At 67.9% G+C, this 16604-nt stretch carries 15 protein-coding genes; 9 read left to right on the top strand and 6 right to left on the bottom strand.

Translation table 11 applies throughout. The annotated features are described in order from the left end of the window. Positions 1–34: 34 nt before the first annotated feature. From AB4Y75_RS01195 to AB4Y75_RS01215, 5 genes are all read left to right on the top strand, one after another. Complete coding sequence (locus tag AB4Y75_RS01195) at positions 35–730, top strand: sirohydrochlorin chelatase (protein ID WP_441434092.1); 696 nt, start codon at positions 35–37, stop codon at positions 728–730. Between the two features lie 75 nt (positions 731–805). Further along, entirely contained in the window at positions 806–2554 is a 1749-nt protein-coding gene (locus tag AB4Y75_RS01200; protein ID WP_441434093.1) for a nitrite/sulfite reductase, read from the top strand. Next, positions 2518–3261 (top strand): phosphoadenylyl-sulfate reductase, encoded by a 744-nt coding sequence (locus AB4Y75_RS01205; RefSeq protein WP_441434094.1) that lies wholly within the window; start codon positions 2518–2520, stop codon positions 3259–3261. The genes AB4Y75_RS01200 and AB4Y75_RS01205 overlap by 37 nt, the downstream gene beginning before the upstream one ends. Before the next feature lie 211 nt (positions 3262–3472). Continuing rightward, positions 3473–4402: a sulfate adenylyltransferase subunit CysD gene (gene cysD / locus AB4Y75_RS01210; RefSeq protein ID WP_441434095.1), complete on the top strand. Its 930-nt coding sequence runs from the start codon at positions 3473–3475 to the stop codon at positions 4400–4402. Continuing rightward, positions 4402–5799: a sulfate adenylyltransferase subunit 1 gene (locus AB4Y75_RS01215; protein ID WP_441434096.1), complete on the top strand. Its 1398-nt coding sequence runs from the start codon at positions 4402–4404 to the stop codon at positions 5797–5799. Before cysD ends, AB4Y75_RS01215 begins: the two co-directional genes overlap by 1 nt. Before the next feature lie 163 nt (positions 5800–5962). Here AB4Y75_RS01215 and AB4Y75_RS01220 read toward each other — a convergent pair whose 3' ends face one another. Together AB4Y75_RS01220 and AB4Y75_RS01225 are read right to left on the bottom strand one after the other, a co-directional pair. Beyond that, a complete protein-coding gene (locus AB4Y75_RS01220; RefSeq protein WP_441434097.1) occupies positions 5963–6187 on the bottom strand; it encodes an NPCBM/NEW2 domain-containing protein in 225 nt (74 codons plus the stop codon). A gap of 94 nt (positions 6188–6281) precedes the next feature. Beyond that, positions 6282–8471, bottom strand: coding sequence for a hypothetical protein (locus tag AB4Y75_RS01225; RefSeq protein WP_441434098.1), 2190 nt, complete (start codon positions 8469–8471; stop codon positions 6282–6284). Positions 8472–8679: 208 nt separating this feature from the next. Between AB4Y75_RS01225 and AB4Y75_RS01230 the strand changes: the two genes are divergently transcribed. Continuing rightward, the gene (locus AB4Y75_RS01230) at positions 8680–9696 is read left to right on the top strand and encodes an LLM class flavin-dependent oxidoreductase (RefSeq protein ID WP_441434099.1); all 1017 of its coding nucleotides are present in this window, start codon (positions 8680–8682) and stop codon (positions 9694–9696) included. On the opposite strand, the gene AB4Y75_RS01235 is transcribed toward AB4Y75_RS01230, so the two are convergent. Continuing rightward, entirely contained in the window at positions 9671–10264 is a 594-nt protein-coding gene (locus AB4Y75_RS01235) for a hypothetical protein (RefSeq protein WP_441434100.1), read from the bottom strand. The genes AB4Y75_RS01230 and AB4Y75_RS01235 overlap by 26 nt on opposite strands. A gap of 427 nt (positions 10265–10691) precedes the next feature. Between AB4Y75_RS01235 and AB4Y75_RS01240 the strand changes: the two genes are divergently transcribed. After that, positions 10692–11351: a hypothetical protein gene (locus AB4Y75_RS01240; RefSeq protein WP_441434101.1), complete on the top strand. Its 660-nt coding sequence runs from the start codon at positions 10692–10694 to the stop codon at positions 11349–11351. A 625-nt stretch (positions 11352–11976) separates the two neighbouring features. Then, complete coding sequence (gene ppnP, locus AB4Y75_RS01245; RefSeq protein WP_441434102.1) at positions 11977–12261, top strand: pyrimidine/purine nucleoside phosphorylase; 285 nt, start codon at positions 11977–11979, stop codon at positions 12259–12261. Between the two features lie 184 nt (positions 12262–12445). Here ppnP (AB4Y75_RS01245) and AB4Y75_RS01250 read toward each other — a convergent pair whose 3' ends face one another. The 3 genes from AB4Y75_RS01250 to AB4Y75_RS01260 all read right to left on the bottom strand — a co-directional run bounded on the left by AB4Y75_RS01250 (position 12446) and on the right by AB4Y75_RS01260 (position 16122). After that, positions 12446–12910 carry an SRPBCC family protein gene (locus AB4Y75_RS01250; protein WP_441434103.1) on the bottom strand — a complete coding sequence of 155 codons (465 nt, stop codon included), beginning with the start codon at positions 12908–12910 and terminating at the stop codon, positions 12446–12448. A 205-nt stretch (positions 12911–13115) separates the two neighbouring features. Then, entirely contained in the window at positions 13116–14456 is a 1341-nt protein-coding gene (locus AB4Y75_RS01255; RefSeq protein ID WP_441434104.1) for an MFS transporter, read from the bottom strand. Between the two features lie 148 nt (positions 14457–14604). Further along, entirely contained in the window at positions 14605–16122 is a 1518-nt protein-coding gene (locus tag AB4Y75_RS01260; RefSeq protein WP_441434105.1) for a PucR family transcriptional regulator, read from the bottom strand. A 174-nt stretch (positions 16123–16296) separates the two neighbouring features. On the opposite strand from AB4Y75_RS01260, the gene ppnP (AB4Y75_RS01265) reads away from it, so the two are divergent. Continuing rightward, positions 16297–16581, top strand: coding sequence for a pyrimidine/purine nucleoside phosphorylase (ppnP, locus tag AB4Y75_RS01265; RefSeq protein ID WP_441434106.1), 285 nt, complete (start codon positions 16297–16299; stop codon positions 16579–16581). The last annotated feature ends 23 nt before the right edge of the window (positions 16582–16604 follow it).

Consider the following 16604-nt stretch of genomic DNA (forward strand, 5'->3'; position numbering starts at 1 on the left):
GCACCGGACGGCCACCCACGTTAAGCTCCCAGTCATGACTCACAGCCCCCTCCTGATCGCCTGCTCGCACGGAACCAGCAACGTCACCGGCGACGCCGAGGTGCGCGAGCTGCGCCGGGCGGTGTCCGCGCTCCGGCCCGATCTGGACGTGCGCGAGGCCTACGTCGATGTCCAGGAGCCGGCCCTCCCCGACGTGGTGGCGGCCCTCCCGGAGGGAGAGCCGGCCGTGATCGTGCCGGTGCTCCTGAGCGTCGGGTACCACGTCAAGGTGGACATCGCCCAGGCCTCCGGCTCCCGTCCGGGCACCTTCGCGGCGGCCCCGCTGGGGCCGGATCCGGTGCTGGTGGACGTGTTGGAGGAGCGCCTGCGGGAGGCCGGTCTGGCGGACGACGACGCCGTCGTCCTGGCCGCCGCCGGCTCCTCCAACCCGGCGGCCTCCGCAGCCGTGGAGGAGGTCGCGGGGCAGCTCGCCGACCGTCTCGGAAGGCCCGTGAGCTGCGGCTACGGGAGTGCGGCAGAACCGAAGGTGCCCGCCGCCGTGGCGGCAGCCCGGGAAGCGGGGGCGCCGCGCGTCGTCGTCGCGTCCTATCTGCTGGCCCACGGATGGTTCCACGACCAGCTCTTCAAGGCCGGGGCCGATGTGGTGACCGAGCCGCTCCTGCCGTCCGAAGCGCTGGCGGGGCTGGTGCTGAAGCGTTTCGACGAGGCGGTCGCCGCGTCCGGCGCGTGACGATTTGTTGCTCCCCGTGTCGTCACGTGTCCGGTGCCCTTGGGAGGCCAAAGTGGGCCACCCTACATTTTCTGTATGACCGACACAGCTCTAGCCGGAGCGACCCCCTCGCCCGAAGCCCGCCCCGCACGTACTCCGCGTGCCGGACGGCCGGCCGCCAAGCCGCATGGCCAGTGGAAGGTTGACGGCACCACGCCGCTCAACGCGAACGAGGTGTGGAAGCAGGAGGACGGCGGGCTCAGCGTCCGCGAACGCATCGAGACCATCTACTCCAAGGGTGGTTTCGACTCGATCGACGGCACCGATCTGCACGGTCGTTTCCGTTGGTGGGGCCTCTACACGCAGCGCAAGCCCGGGATCGACGGCGGCAAGACCGCCACCCTGGAACCGCACGAGCTGGAGGACAAGTACTTCATGCTCCGCGTCCGGATCGACGGCGGCGCGCTCACCACCGAGCAGCTGCGCGTGATCGGGCAGATCTCCGTGGACTTCGCCCGGGGATCGGCGGACATCACCGACCGGCAGAACATCCAGCTGCACTGGATCCGGGTGGAGGACGTGCCGGAGATCTGGCGCCGCCTCGAAGCCGTGGAACTCTCCACCACCGAGGCCTGCGGCGACGTTCCCCGTGTCATCCTCGGCTCCCCGGTGGCGGGCATCGCCAAGGACGAGATCATCGATCCCACGCCGCTGATCCACGAGATCGCCGAGAAGTTCATCGGCGACCCGGAACTGGCGAACCTGCCGCGCAAGTACAAGACCGCCATCACGGGCCACCCCTCCCAGGACGTGGTTCACGAGATCAACGACTGCGCCTTCGTGGGCGTGGTTCACCCCGAACTCGGCATCGGGTACGACCTCTGGGTGGGCGGTGCCCTCTCCACGAACCCCATGCTCGGCAAGCGCCTGGGCGCCTTCGTCACCCCTGAACAGGGTGCCGAAGTGTGGCACGGCGTCACGCAGATCTTCCGCGACTACGGCTACCGCCGCATGCGCACCAAAGCGCGTCTGAAGTTCCTCCTGGCCGATTGGGGCCCGGAGAAGTTCCGGCAGATCCTCGAGGACGAATACCTCGGGTACAAGCTGGCCGACGGCCCGGCAGCGCCCAAGCCTCCGACCCCCGGCGATCACATCGGCGTCCACGAGCAGAAGGACGGCCGGTTCTTCATCGGCGTCGCGCCCACCGTGGGCCGCCTGTCCGGCGAGAACCTGGTCCGTCTGGCGGACGTCCTGGAGGCGCACGGCTCCCAGCGGCTGCGCACCACCCCGCACCAGAAACTCGTGGTCCTCGACGTCCCCGGTGACCAGGTGGAACCGCTCATCGCCGAACTCGACACCCTGGGCCTCTCCGCCCGGCCGAGCGTCTTCCGGCGCGGCACCATCGCCTGCACCGGCATCGAATACTGCAAGCTGGCCATCGTGGAGACCAAGGTCACCGCGGCCACGGCCATCGCGGAGCTGGAACGCCGCCTCGCCGACCTGGTGGAGGCGGGCACCCTGCCGGACGCGCTGAGCCTGCACATCAACGGCTGCCCCAACTCCTGCGCTCGCATCCAGACCGCGGACATCGGACTCAAGGGCATGATGCTCCCGGTCGACGACGGCGACCCGGCCCCCGGCTTCCAGGTGCACCTGGGCGGCGGGCTGGCGTCGACGTCCCGCGAGGAGGCCGGGCTGGGCCGCACGGTCCGCGGCCTCAAGGTCTACGTGGCCGATCTGCCTGACTACGTGGAACGCGTGGTGCGGCGCTTCGTCGCCGACCGCGCCGAAGGACAGAGTTTCGCCGAATGGGCACACGCCGCAGACGAGGAGGCCCTCCAGTGAGCACCGCACTCCGCTCGCATGAGGAACTCCGGGCCATCGCCGAAGCCGGCGCGGCCGAACTCGACTGGGACGCGCCGGCCGAAGAGGTCATCGCCTGGGTGAAGCGCAACTTCGCTACGCCGACCGTCACCGTCGCCTGCTCCATGGCCGACGCCGTGCTGCCGGCCCTGGTGGCCGAGCAGCTGCCCGGCGTCGACGTGCTTTTCCTCGACACCGGCTACCACTTCCCGGAGACCTACCAGACCCGGGATCTGGTGGCCAAGACCCTCCGCGTGAACGTGGTGGACGTCCTGCCGGAGAACACCGTGGAGCAGCAGGACCGCCTGTTCGGCAAGGACCTCTTCGCCCGCGACGCGGCCTCCTGCTGCGCCATGCGCAAGGTGGCCCCGCTGCAGCGGACCCTGGCCGGCTACGAACTGTGGTTCACCGGGGTGCGCCGCGACGAGGCCCCCACCCGGACCGACACCCCGCTGGTGACCTGGGACGAGAAGAACGGCCTGGTCAAGGTCAACCCGGTGGCCCCGTGGACCTACGAGCAGCTCTTGGAGTACTCGGACGAACACCTGCTGCCGTCCAACCCGCTGCTGAGCCAGGGCTACCCGTCCATCGGCTGCCAGCCGTGCACCAACAAGGTCGCCCCGGGAGCAGACCCCCGCTCGGGCCGTTGGGCCGGGACCGACAAGACCGAATGCGGGCTCCACACATGAGCGGTCTTGCCTCTCGTCTCCGCAGTGCGGAGGACTTTCCGCGCGGCTTAGACACGCTCGCTCGTTCCTCGCTCGCGCGATGCGCCGCTTCCGGAAAGCCCTCTGCACCGCTCGCAGCAGGGCTCGGCTCGCTCGACGGGTCGCCCGCATGCGTCCTGTACGGATCTTTGCTAAGGATCCCCACTAACTTCCCGACCGAAATGAGCTTCTGATGACCGAACTACTGGAAGAGGCCGCTGTGGCTGAGAACCGGCTCGGGACGCTCGACGCCCTCGAGGCCGAGGCCATTCACATCATCCGTGAGGTCGTCGCCGAGTTCGAGCGCCCCGCGCTGCTGTTCTCCGGCGGCAAGGACTCCGTGGTCATGCTGCACCTGGCCACCAAGGCCTTCTGGCCGGGAAAGGTGCCTTTCCCGGTGCTGCACGTGGACACGGGGCACAACTTCCCCGAGGTGATCGAGTTCCGTGACCGGACCGTGGAGCGACTGGGCCTGAAGCTCGTGGTCGGCTCCGTGCAGGAGTTCATCGACCGCGGTGAGCTCCAGGAACGTGCGGACGGCACCCGCAACCCGCTCCAGACCGTGCCGCTGCTGGACGCCATCCAGAAGAACAAGTTCGACGCCGTCTTCGGTGGCGGCCGTCGCGACGAGGACAAGGCCCGTGCCAAGGAGCGCATCCTGTCCCTGCGTGACGAGTTCGGTCAGTGGGACCCGCGCAATCAGCGTCCCGAGCTGTGGAACCTCTACAACGGCCGCCACACGGTGGGCCAGCACGTGCGCGCGTTCCCCATCAGCAACTGGACCGAGCTGGACATCTGGCGCTACATCGAGCGCGAGAACATCGAGCTCCCGGGTCTCTACTACGCCCACGAGCGCGAGGTCTTCGCCCGGGACGGGATGTGGCGTGCCGTGGGCGAGGTCTCCCAGCCGGCCTCGCACGAGGAGGTCATCACCAAGCTGGTGCGCTACCGCACGGTGGGCGACATGTCCTGCACCGGCGCCGTGGAGAGCGACGCCGCTGACGTGGCCGCCGTCGTCGTCGAGGTCGCGGCCTCCACCCTGACCGAGCGTGGCGCGACCCGCGCCGATGACCGCATCTCCGAGGCGGCCATGGAAGATCGCAAGAAGGACGGGTATTTCTGATGAGCACCGCACTCGCGTCCAGCACGCTGTTCCGTTTCGCGACGGCCGGCAGCGTCGACGACGGCAAGTCCACGCTGGTGGGCCGCCTGCTGCACGACTCCAAGGCGATCTTGGCCGACACCCTCGACGCCGTCGCCCGCACCAGCGCGGACCGCGGCTTCGGCGGGGAGAAGGGTGGCCTGGATCTCGCCCTGCTGACCGACGGCCTGCGCGCCGAGCGGGAACAGGGCATCACGATCGACGTGGCCTACCGCTACTTCGCCACGGACCGACGCAGCTTCATCCTGGCAGACTGCCCCGGGCACGTGCAGTACACCAAGAACACGGTGACGGGCGCGTCCACGGCGGACGCCGTCGTCGTGCTGATCGATGCCCGCAAGGGTGTCCTGGAGCAGACCCGACGGCACCTGTCCGTGCTGCACCTGCTGCGTGTCCCGCATGTGGTGGTGGCCGTGAACAAGGTGGACCTGGTGGACTTCTCCGAGTCCGTGTTCCGGGAGATCGAGGCGGACATCCGCCGCGTGTCCAGGGAGCTGGGGATCGGGACGGCGCAGGCTGATGGAACCGCGGATCACGCCGACGTCCGGGTCATCCCGGTGTCCGCGCTGGACGGCGACAACGTCGTGGACCGCTCGCCGCGCATGCCCTGGTACGAGGGCCCGTCACTGCTGGAGGTCCTGGAGACCCTGCCCGCCGCGGACGAGCTGGAAGACGCGGAGGAGGCCTTCCGCTTCCCCGTGCAGCTCGCGATCCGTCCGCAGGGCGCGCTGGCGCCGGACGCCGTCGCGCGTGGTCTGGATGCCGAGGCGTTCCGCGATTACCGCGCGTACGCCGGGCAGGTCGCCGAAGGCACCGTCCGCGTGGGCGATTCCGTGGTGGTCCTCTCGCCGGGGCATGAGCCGCGCACGACGACGGTGGCGGGCATCGACTTCGCCGGCACCTCGCTGGAGACCGCCTTCGCCCCGCAATCGGTGGCACTCCGCCTCGCCGACGAGATCGACATCGCCCGCGGTGACACGATCGCCGCCGCAGGGACCGTGGGGGAGAGCTCCGCGGATCTGTACGGTTCCCTGGCGTGGCTGTCCTCCAAGCCGCTGCGCGAGGGGGCCCGGATGTTCGTCAAGCACGGCACCCAGACCGTGAAGGCGATCATCCGGACGGTCTCCGGGAAGCTGGATCTGGATACGTTCCAGGTGGAGCCCGCCTCGGGCCTGGAACTGAATGACATCGGCGAGGTCCAGATCCGCCTGGCCGCGCCGCTGCCCCTGGAACCGTATGCGAAGCACCGCCGCACGGGGGCGTTCCTGGTGATCGATCCCGCCGACGGCAACACCCTCGCCGCGGGCATGGTCAAGGAGCACCCGGGTGATTCCGAGGACGAGCGGTACTGGATCTGACACCCCGCACCACGTGAGTCGCCAGTAGGTGCCCGAATCCACGCGGAATACGGGCACCTACTGGCGACTCGCGAGAGAACAGCTGAGGCCCCTTCCCGACGCGGGAAGGGGCCTCAGCTGTCACTTCGCGGAGCCGGGGGAGCGGCTCAGCGGGGAACTCGCGCTAGGGAGCGCACTCGAACCTCGCCTCGCCCCACACCCCGTGGGCCCCATTGATGGAGCCGGAGGGCTTGACCACCAGGTCGAGGTAGTTGACGCCCTTCAGATCCACGTCGACGCTCTCCGGGGCGAACCCCGGCACGTAGGTCCGTGAGGTGTAGGCGGTGGCGCCATCGGCGTTCACGGAGAAGATGATGTTCCCTGCGAAACCCAGCGCAACTGAGCGCACAAGGGACGACGACGGGTAAAGGCCCGGGCAGCACGAAGGTCGGGCAGCACGAAGGCACGGCGGCTGGAGTGCCGCCGGGCCTTCGCCGGTTCCGTCAGTACCGGGTCAGAATGCCGCAGTTCCTGACTTCGAGTGCCTTGATCCAGCTCGGAACGGTGGCGATGACGTCAGCCGAACCGTAGTAGTTCTCCGAGATGTCACTCAGGGTGCCGTTGAACCCCGTGAGGGCGGCCAGGTAGCAGCCTTCGTGAGAGCCGGTGCCGTAGTACGTTCCCGGCAGGATGTCGATTCCGACCCGGTAGATTCCGTCCGCATAGATGCTGGTCGCCCTGGGACCGCTCGGAGTCACCGTGGTCCAGGAACCGCAGCCGTGGGACTCGAAGCCGACGTCCCCGGCGTTGATCTGCACGTACGTCCGCGCCGAGCCGAAGTAGTTGGCCTTGATGTCTTTCAGGAGGCCGCTGAACCCGCTGAGACGCGCCCAGTAACAGCTCGATCCGGCCCCGGTCGCCTTGTACAGGCCGGGCTTGATCTGCGTTCCCACGCGGTAGACGCCGTCGCCGCGAAGCACGGTGACGGGCCAGAGCGGGAGCTTCACGGCCGCACTCGTGACGGCCCTGCCGGCGTAGTAGGCGCGGCCCACGGCCACCCGGACGGACAGGGAACGGCCGTTGTCGACGGCGGCGACCCGGTAGGTCCGGCCGCGGGCGCCGGCGATCGCGGACCCGTTGCGGTACCACTGGTATGCGACGCTGGTCGGCGCGGGGCTGAAGCTGCCGGGGTAGGCCGTCAGGACGGAACCCAATGCGAGCCGGCCCGTGACCTTCGGTGCGGCCTTCAGCACGAAGAGCCCCTTGCCCACGCTGGTCGGGGTGGTGGCCACCGCACGCGTCATGTAGCCGGGTTTGGAGAGCGTGACCTTCACATTCACTCGGGTTCCGATGTACCCCGTGGTCAGGTAGAGCGAGTTTCCGATGGCACCCTTGAGCGCGACGCCGTTCCGGTACCACTGGTACCGGATGGTGGTGCCGACAGGCCATCCCTGGGCCACGCGGAGGGTGTTGCCGTAGCGGTGTGTCCCGGTCACCACGGGCGACTTCGTGGCCACGAGAAGTCCCACTGCGATCTTCCGGGCGGCCGAGAACCGGTCCACCGAGGTGTAGCCGGGCTTGACCGATCGGACCCGGACTTTGAGGGTCTTGCCGTTGTCCGCCGCGGTGGCGGTGTACCTGCGCTCCACGGCGCCGGTGATCGCCGTGTTCCCCCGGTACCACTGGTAGGTGAAGGAGGCCGCGCTCGGAGCGGAAGCGCCCGGGTTCGCGGTCTGCGCCTGGCCGACCCGCGCCGTGCCACTGATGGTGGGGACGGCGACCGAGCTGAAGGCGGCACTGGTGGCGGTGACCTGCGTGGACTGGAATTCGTGGTCCGTGAAGCCTTCGGCCGAGAGGGTGATGGTGGCCTGGAGGGGCCTGCCGGCGTCCGCCGGGCTGACCACATACTGCTCCGAGGTGGCGCCGGGGATCGGAGCGCCGGCCCGGTACCACTGGTGGCGGAGGGTGCCGCGCGTGGCGGAGTCATCCCACGCGGGCCTGTCGAGCGTCAGGGTCTCGCCGACGACGGCCCATCCCACCACGGCGTTGTTCCAGGTGAGGCCCGTGAACTCAGCATTGCGCACGACGAGTGGCGTTGACGTGGCGTCGGTTCCGGACGGCGTGTCCTCCCGGGACGCCGTCACCGTGAGCTGAACGGTCTTGCCCGCCATGCCGGGCAGCAGAACCAGGGAGTCGATCTCTCCGGTGGTGTGGTCGGCCGTCTGAACCGCCGTGCCGTCGACGGTCCAGACGAAGCGGAACTTCGTCGCGCCCTCCCACAGTCCTCCCTTGGAGGTCAGGGTCTGGCCGACCACCGGTTCGCCGTGGACGACGGGAACCGCGGTATTGCTCGGAGCCGGAGCCTCGGTGGGCTCGGTGGTCGTGGTCGGGTCCGGAGTCGGTGACGTCGTTTCCGTCGGCTCCTGGGTGGGTGTGGTGGTTTCGGTCGGTTCCGGTGACGGGGAGTCCGTCGGCGCCGGGGCCTCCGTGGGACCGCCGGCCGGCTCCCCGGTGGGCCCGTCGGTGGGCCCGTCCGTCGGCGCTTCCGCGACGATCGCCTGGGTGGCCGGTGCGGCCTGCGCGGCGGGCGCGATCAGCAGACCTGCGAACAAAGTGATGGCGCCCGTGGTCGCCACGATTCTGGCGGCGCGGCCGGAACGCGGCCGCACATGGGTGTTCCTGAAGAATGACAAAGAGATGCTCCCCCGAGTGACGTGATCAGTGATCTGATCAGCACGATCGTAGGGACATCCGGCGCCGTCCCACAATGACTTTCCAGATTTATGTGGATGAGCGGACGGAAGGTTCGCTGTGGAAGGCCGCGGGCCGCCGTCGTCGGACGGTCTGTGAGCGGACGGACGAGCCGGGAATTTTCCATGCAAACGCATGGTTCTTGAGGGCGTGAACAGCAAAAAGATCGGATTCCTGTCCTTCGGCCACTACGGCCGCTCGGCGGGATCGCAGACCCAGGATGCCGGCGAATCGCTGCGGCAGGCCATCGAACTCTCCGTCGCCGCGGAGGAGCAGGGCGTTGCCGGGGCTTTCTTCCGCGTCCACCACTTCGCGCGGCAAGGCGCCGCGCCCTTCCCCTTGCTCTCCGCCATCGCCGCACGCACCAGCACCCTGGAGATGGGCACCGGCGTGATCGACATGCGCTACGAGAACCCCCTGTACATGGCGGAGGAGGCCGCGGCGACCGACCTCATCAGTCAGGGCCGGCTCCAGCTCGGCGTGAGCCGTGGTTCACCCGAACCGGCCCTCAACGGTGCGGAGAACTTCGGTCACATCCCCCGCGACGGCGAAACGGCGGCGGACATGGCCCGTCGGCACACCGAGGTGTTCCGTAAGGCGATCACGGGTGCCGGGATCGCGCCGGCGGATGCCGGCAACGGCCGTCCAGGCCTTCTCCTGCCGGTGGAACCGCAGTCGCCCGGCCTGGAGCGCCGCATCTGGTGGGGTGCCGGGACCCGTGCGACGGCGGTCTGGGCCGCCGAGCAGGGCATGAACCTCATGAGCTCCACCCTCCTCACGGAGGACACCGGAGTGCCTTTCGACCAGTTGCAGGCCGAACAGATCCGGGTTTTCCGCGACGCCTGGAAGGACGCCGGTCACGACTGGACGCCCCGGGTCTCGGTGAGCCGCAGCATCATCCCGCTCGTGTCGGAGGAGGACCACCACTACTTCGGCCTGCGCGGACAGGTGGAAGGACGGGACCAGGTGGGCTGGCTGGACGGCGCGGTGTCACGCTTCGGACGTTCCTACATCGGCGAGCCGGATCAGCTGGCCGAGGAACTGGCCCGCGACGAAGCCGTGCAGGAGGCCGACACGGTTCTGGTCACCGTCCCCAACCAGTTGGGTGTGGACTACAACGCGGCGCTGCTGGGCAACATCGTCAAGCACGTGTTCCGCCAGGGCTGACCGGGGTCGCCTCCGGTCGCGACACCATGGAGGCGGCCGACCGGGTCAGCAGCGGGAGGACTCCGAGCACGCCGAGCATCAGGACCACCGCTCCCCAGCCGGGTCTGTCGGACTCGTGGCTGGACGCGGCCATCATCGTGAAGGTCAGCAGCACGAAGGCCCCGATGATCCCCAGCGTCACCAGGATCCAACCGGCGCGCCGGACCGGGATCGTCAGTGCCCGGCATGCGGCGATGACCAGGAGGACGAGCAGCAGCACTGTGACGATGAGCAGGCCGACGAAGCCGATCATGAACAGTGCCGACAGCGCAGGGTCGTCACCTGAGCTCGCCTCCGGAGCGACGCCGCGCTTGAAGACGACGGAGAACACGGAGACGGGCGTGTCCACCCGGGAGTCGCCCCGGGTGTCCCGAGCGGTGAAGATCGGCAGGCTCAGCCCCGCGATCAGCAGAGCCCCGAGGATCACGGCGTAGGCGCTGACCATCAGGCGCTCCAGGCGGGCGATGCGCCGCTCCAGCTCCCGGGTGGGGTCAGCCTGCTTCGTTTCATCGGTGGTGTGGTCGCTCATGTCCAACTCCTCGCCCCGCATGGTTCCGCCGTGGATGACCGCCGGGGCCGGATCTGCACTTATCCGGATCCGTGTGGTGTCACACCGCGCCGCTGTTTTCCAGCATGCGGCCTGGTCCGGGACGGGGCAATGGGCAGAGGTCCCCACGGTCGTTGCCCGAGCCTCCATCGGCCATGCCCATCGACTGTTCCAGAGGGTGCCGTTCTGAGTGATTTCAGGGTGAAAACGGCATCCTCTGGAGCAGTCGATGCGTTCTTACCCTGATCCTGGTGACCTCAGGCTTCCGCGCCGCGTGTCCTGACGGCCCAGTGAAAATGTGGGACATTAGCTATGGCGGGTATTCTGGCATTACAGACCGCCACAGCAACATCTTGGCCTCATCCAGCGCGGTGCATTCTGCCGCGCGCAACTGCAGAAGGTAGGAACCGTGGATCATCACATCCGCGCAACATACGACGCGATTCTCTCTCAGCCGGCACCTCGAGATCTCGATTGGGATCGGTTCGTCACCCTGTGGAAGGACATCGCGGACAAGGTGACCGAGGATCCCGGTGCCCGGCTCGCCGTGGACATCAACGGCCACCGCGAGGTGTTCCGCAGGCCGCACGACGGCCGTGTGTCCATCGAAGACATCGAGCTGGCGCGTCATATCCTCGCCAAAACCCCTGATGACAAGGGCAGCGGACACCTCCTGGTGGTGACCATCGACGAACGCGCGGCGCGGATCCTGGACTTCGACCTCGACACGCCCAAGGTGGTGGTGACCGAACACGATGTGAAGGATCCCAGCCCCGTGGCGCACCACATGCGCACGGTGGAGCGGCACACAGGCCGTGACGATGAGGCCGATCTCAAGGCATTTTTCGACAAGCTGGCCGAAACGCTTCGGCCCCTGGTCGCTTCGCAGACCTTCGTGCTGTTCGGCCACGGCGAAGGCAAGGCCAATACGGCCGCTGCCTTCGTGGAACGTGCCACCGCGCATCACCCGGAGGTTGCTGCGCAACTCGCCGCGACCGCGCAGATCGATCTGTCGGCAGCAACGGACACCATCCTGGAAGCGAAAGCCAAGGAACTCACTGGACGTTGAGACTCTTCGCCCGGGATCTTCCCGGAGTGTCGGGACAATGCTGATGTCACGATGTTTGTCAGCGCTATCTCGACGCTCCGGGGCGTTGGCTGCTGGATCGGACGGTCCGCCCTGACGCCGATGCCGTTCGATGCGCCGTCTGGTGAGCCGGTCACGATCTTGGTGTGGAGTATCGCGGGGTAGGCGCGTCGGTCGGCATCGAGGTTCCTGGTCCGGGTGCTTTCCGCGCACGACCCGGCTCATGAGGATCGTGGATTTCGGTGCGCAGGAGGCCGTCTCGATCTCCCACCATCCGCGGTAGAGCCGGACCAGGTGCGGTGCCGGGGCCGCGTGGATGCTCTCTGGTGGGACGATCCCGGTCATCTCACGAGGTGTCCCACAGCGAGTGAGCCGGGCGCGGGCAAGAGGGCAAAAGGGGGCGTGGTTCTGGTGGAACGATCGGTCTGGCGACCAGCTCCGCTCCTGCACGAGCCGCGTCACTTTCCCGAGATGCCGTGCCGCCATACTTCTTGAAGCCGCACCAGCTTCTTAATGCCGCACCAGGCCGCTCACCGAACGGCAATGGCACTAACGTGGGGGAACAGTCGCCCGGCCGAACCGTCGGGCCAGCAGCGAAGGAGCCCTCATGATCAGCCAGAACGAATACTTCGACGGCAACGTCCGCAGCCTGGGTTCCGGGGACGAGCAGGGGAAGTTCACGGTGGGTGTGATCGCGCCCGGCGAGTGGACCTTCGGCACGTCCTCCCCGGAGCGGATGCAGCTCGTGCGGGGCAGCTGGGATGTGAAACTGCCCGCGGAGAACGGCGAGTGGGTCCGGTACGAGGCGGGCTCGGCGTTCGAGATCGAGGCCGGAGTGTCCTTCACGGTCATGACGAGCGAACCCGTGGCCTACATCTGCTCGTACGAATGACCGTTCGGTGCCCGCTTGGCACCGCTATCGCCGGGATCGCAGCCCGCTGGGATCGCGGCTCGCTGAAACAGTGAGTTAACGCTGAAACAGCGAGTTCAGATCACTGTTTCAGCGTCAACTCACTGTTTCAGCGGCTTGGGGTGGGTCGGCGCCGTGCCGGGCGCCCGGACGGATCCGGGAGCGATCAGCATCCGTCGGGTCCCTCGGCCTCGGCCTTGAGGAACTCGTTCCGCTGCCGGATCAGCTTCGGCATGTACCAGCGGAGGACGGCCAGCTCGGCGAGGCGGCCGAGCGGGCCCAGCGGGGCGGCGAAGGTGATCTCGTCCCGCAGAAGGGTGCCGCCGTCGTCGTACGGGGTGAAGCGGTGCTCATGCCGCCAGAGCCTGAACGGTCCGCGGAGCTGCTCGTCGACGAAGTACGCCGGCTCCCGGCACTCCGAAATCCGCGAGGTCATGCGCAGGGGCACTCCGAAATGACGGGCCTGCCAGGTCACGGTGTCGCCCGGGCCCATGCGGCCGGTCAGGACGCCGCCCACCGCGCGTTCGCCCGAATCGGCCATGGAGCGGGTGTGGGCGTCGACGTCGAGGGACAGGCCGAAGACCTCTTCAGGCGGCGCCGCGATCCGGATCTCCTCGCTGAAGGTGATCATGGGCGCGACGCGCCATCTTCTCCGGGAGCGGTGCGGCGGGAAAGCATCTGCGGGTTCCTCTCCGGGGCGCTGGATTCTGAGGTCAGTCTAACTGCGTGCTCGGCCTGCATTCAGGCGCAGGGCCGGACCGCGGGATCACCCGCGGCCCGGCCCTGAACCGAGTCCGGCCCGGCCCTGAACCGAGTCCGGCCCGGCCCTGGAGCTATCAGGCCTCCAAAGGCTTCCGCGCAGTCTCCCGAGAGATCAGCACGCCGATCAGTGACAGTGCGGCGACTCCGATGAGGAAGAACGCCGGAGCCTGGGGATTGCCGGTCGCGTGAATCAGCCAGGTCCCGATGTACGGGGCCACACCACCGAACATCATGGCACCGATGTTGAACGGGAGTGCGAAACCGACGTAACGGGAACGGGTGGAGAGCATTTCCGTGAAGAATGCCGGGAAGACGGCGTCGTTGAGCGAGAAGATCGCCAGGAACACCAGGAGGACCACCACGGCCAGGACCACGCTCGCGCCGGAGAACAGCATCATCAGTGGGTAGCTCAGAAGGATGAACGCCACACTGGAGATCAGGAGGGTGCGCTTCCGGCCCAGCCGGTCGGAGAGGTGCGCCGCCGCGGGAACCATGGCCAGATAGACCACCAGGGAGATGGTGACCACCAGATTCGAGGAGGCCTCGCTCATCTTCTCCTGCTCGATGAGGTAGGTGGGGATGTAGCTCAGCAGCAGGTAGTATCCGCCCGCGTTGAGGGACATGACCAGGAGCAGCTTGCCCATGGAAGGAATCGCAGCCAGGACGTGACGGCCTCGGTCCAGGGGGCTCGCCGTGGGGACCACTCCGCTGCGGGATGCGGCGATGCGGGCCTTCTCCTTCTCCACGGCCGCACGGAACTGCGGAGTCTCCTCCAGCCGGAACCGGAGGTACAGGCCGATCAGGCCGACGGGGCCCGCCACCAGGAACGGGATGCGCCAGCCCCAGGCCTGCATGCTCTCGGGAGGAAGAACGGCGTAGAAGACCGTGGCCATGATGGAGGCGGCGAGGAAGCCGATGGCGGAGCCGAGCGGCACAACGCTGATCAGGAGGCCGCGGTTCCGGTCCGGGGCGTATTCGGCGATGAAGGTGCTGGCTCCGGCGTACTCACCTGCGGCGGAGAAGCTCTGCGTCATCCTGAGCAGGAGCAGCAGCACCGGCGCGGCGAATCCGATGGATGCGTAGCCGGGCAGGAAGCCGATGAGGAAGGTGGAACCGGACATCAGCAGGATGGTCGTGGCCAGGATCCGCTTGCGGCCCACCCGGTCACCGAGGATGCCCCAGACGAAGGCGCCGAGCGGCCGGACCAGGAAGGACAGGGCGAACACCGCGAAGGTGCTCATGAGCGCGACGCTGTGATCCTCCGTGGGGAAGAAGACGGTGGCGAGGGTGGTGGCCAGGTAGCTGTAGGAGGCGTAGTCGAAGTACTCCAGGACGGTCCCCAGTCCGCTGGCGGTGATCACCCGCCTGAGCGTGGTGCGATCCGACGCGGATCGGGGCAAGGTGGCTGCTTCCATGATGGTGACTCCTGAAACTCCGGGGGGATGGGGTGGCTGTGAGGGGCGTCACTCCCTCTGCCGTGAACTCATGATTTCACCCGTCCATTCCGGGGGATATGTCCCTGGAATACATTTCGCAATCATGGATTGGACCTGACGGACACTCCTAGTCCTGGCCGATGCCCCGGGCCTTGAGTGCCAGCCACAATTCGGTCTGCACATCCACGCTGTCCAGGCTGTGGCCGGTCAGCTGCATGATCCGCTGGACCCTGTTCCGGACCGTGTGCCGGTGCACTGCGAGCCGTTCCGCGGTGGTGTCCAGCGAACGATTCTCCAGAAGCCACGTGTGCAGGGTCTGGAGCAGGACTTCACCCTGGGGTGCGGAGTCGAGGGGCGCCAGGACGGCGTCGGCGAAGGATCGCAGATATGCCGGATCCGCCACGTTCAGGAGGAAGTCATGGGCGGAGCCGTCCACGAAGGAGATGATCGCTCCGGCCCGGCGGCTGGTCTCCAGCGCCGAGTGCGCCTGCCGCATGGTCCGTGAAGCCTGGGCCGGGGGGACCGGAGTGCCGATCCCGAGGGGGACTCCGAGGCCCAGTCGTTCCAGGGTCTCGCGGGGATCCTGGACTGCCAGGCACTCCACGATCCGCCCCTCCTGCCGCATCAGCTGTGTGGGCAGCAGGAGCGCCAGATCATCCACCAGCACCTCGGCGTGGGTTTCGTTCCTGGCCTCCACGGCCACCCCCCAGAGTTCCACCGCGTCCACTCCGAGGGAATGCAGCAGGGCCCGGTTCCGCCCTTCCTCGCTGCTCGACAGGAGGCGGGTGACGTATTGGGCGCGCTTGCGACGGGTGGGCTCGTCCAGGAACCAGCGGCGCTCGAATTCGAGTGCCAGGAGGGAGAGCAGCGCCGGCACGGCGAGATCCGTGACCTGGCTTCCCGAGGACCCGCGGGCCAGGTAACCGCGGACGCTGCTGCCGCCGGAGAAGGAGCGCAGTTCCAGCCCCTCCGGCAGATTCACGTCCTCCCGCCCGCTCAGCTGCCGGGAGCCGGTCAGGCCCGGCGGGTCATCCTGCACCTCCTGCCGCAATATGGCCAGGACGTCCGGATCCACTCCAGCGCTCCTGGCCAGCGTGCGGCCCACGCGGTCGAGGACGCAGACGGTTTCGCCGGTGGCCCGGTGCCAGCCCTGCACCAGGTCATCCAGGTTCCCGCCCCGCGCCACCACCCCGGTGAGCGTCATCTGCAGATCGAACGATTCCTGGAGCACGGTCCTTTCGGCGCTGATCCGTGCCGCGGTGACATCCCTGCTGATGGAGGTCAGCGAGGCGCCCGCCGGGGCGCCGAACAACGTGAGACCGGCGGCCTGGGCCAGGTTCACCAGTTCCGTGGGAAGAGACACCAGTGGGCGGTCCGAGCCGGTGCTGACCACCACGGCGCAGGCTCCCGCCTCCGCCAGTCCGGCGAAGAAGTCCTGCCAGGCCTTCCAGTCATCATGCAGCAGGCTCCCGGTGGTCAGCACCAGCTCGCCGCCGCTGAGCCAGGGTCGCGGGTCGCGGAACTCCACTGCGTAGGGCACTCCGACGGGGGAGTGGTGGCGGGCGCCGGCGTGCAGGAGCCGGAGGCCGGCGACGCCCCGTTCCCCGAGCTGCGCCACGGTCAGGGTCTCTGGGGTGATGCTCATGGGGAGATCCTAGGGTCGTCTGGGCTCGCGCACCAGCCCTCGACTGGACCTGATGGAGTGTTTTTCAATCCAGAATGTACTTCAGGGCGATTGTTGCTGAGTGGGCGGCCTCCTAACGTGAGTGATGACAGCAGCGACCGGCAGGCCTGCTGAAACCGAACGGAAGGAAGTCCCATGATCGGGCAGAACGAGTACTACGAGGGCCAGGTCAGGAGCCTGGAGTTCGCCAATGAGCAGGGCAAGTTCACGGTGGGTGTCATGGAGCCCGGTGAGTGGACCTTCGAGGCGCCCACCCGTGAGTGGATGCACCTGGTCCGGGGCTCCTGGGACGTCAAGCTGCCGGCCGACTCGAACGAATGGGTCAAGTATGAGGAAGGTTCCACCTTCCAGGTCGAAGGCGAGCAGTCCTTCACCGTGCGGGTCAGCGACACGGTCGCCTACCTCTGCCCCTACACCTGACAGGTGGGCGGCCGGGCCGCCCA

Source organism: Arthrobacter sp. RAF14 (assembly GCF_052114185.1).
Lineage (GTDB): Bacteria > Actinomycetota > Actinomycetes > Actinomycetales > Micrococcaceae > Arthrobacter_E.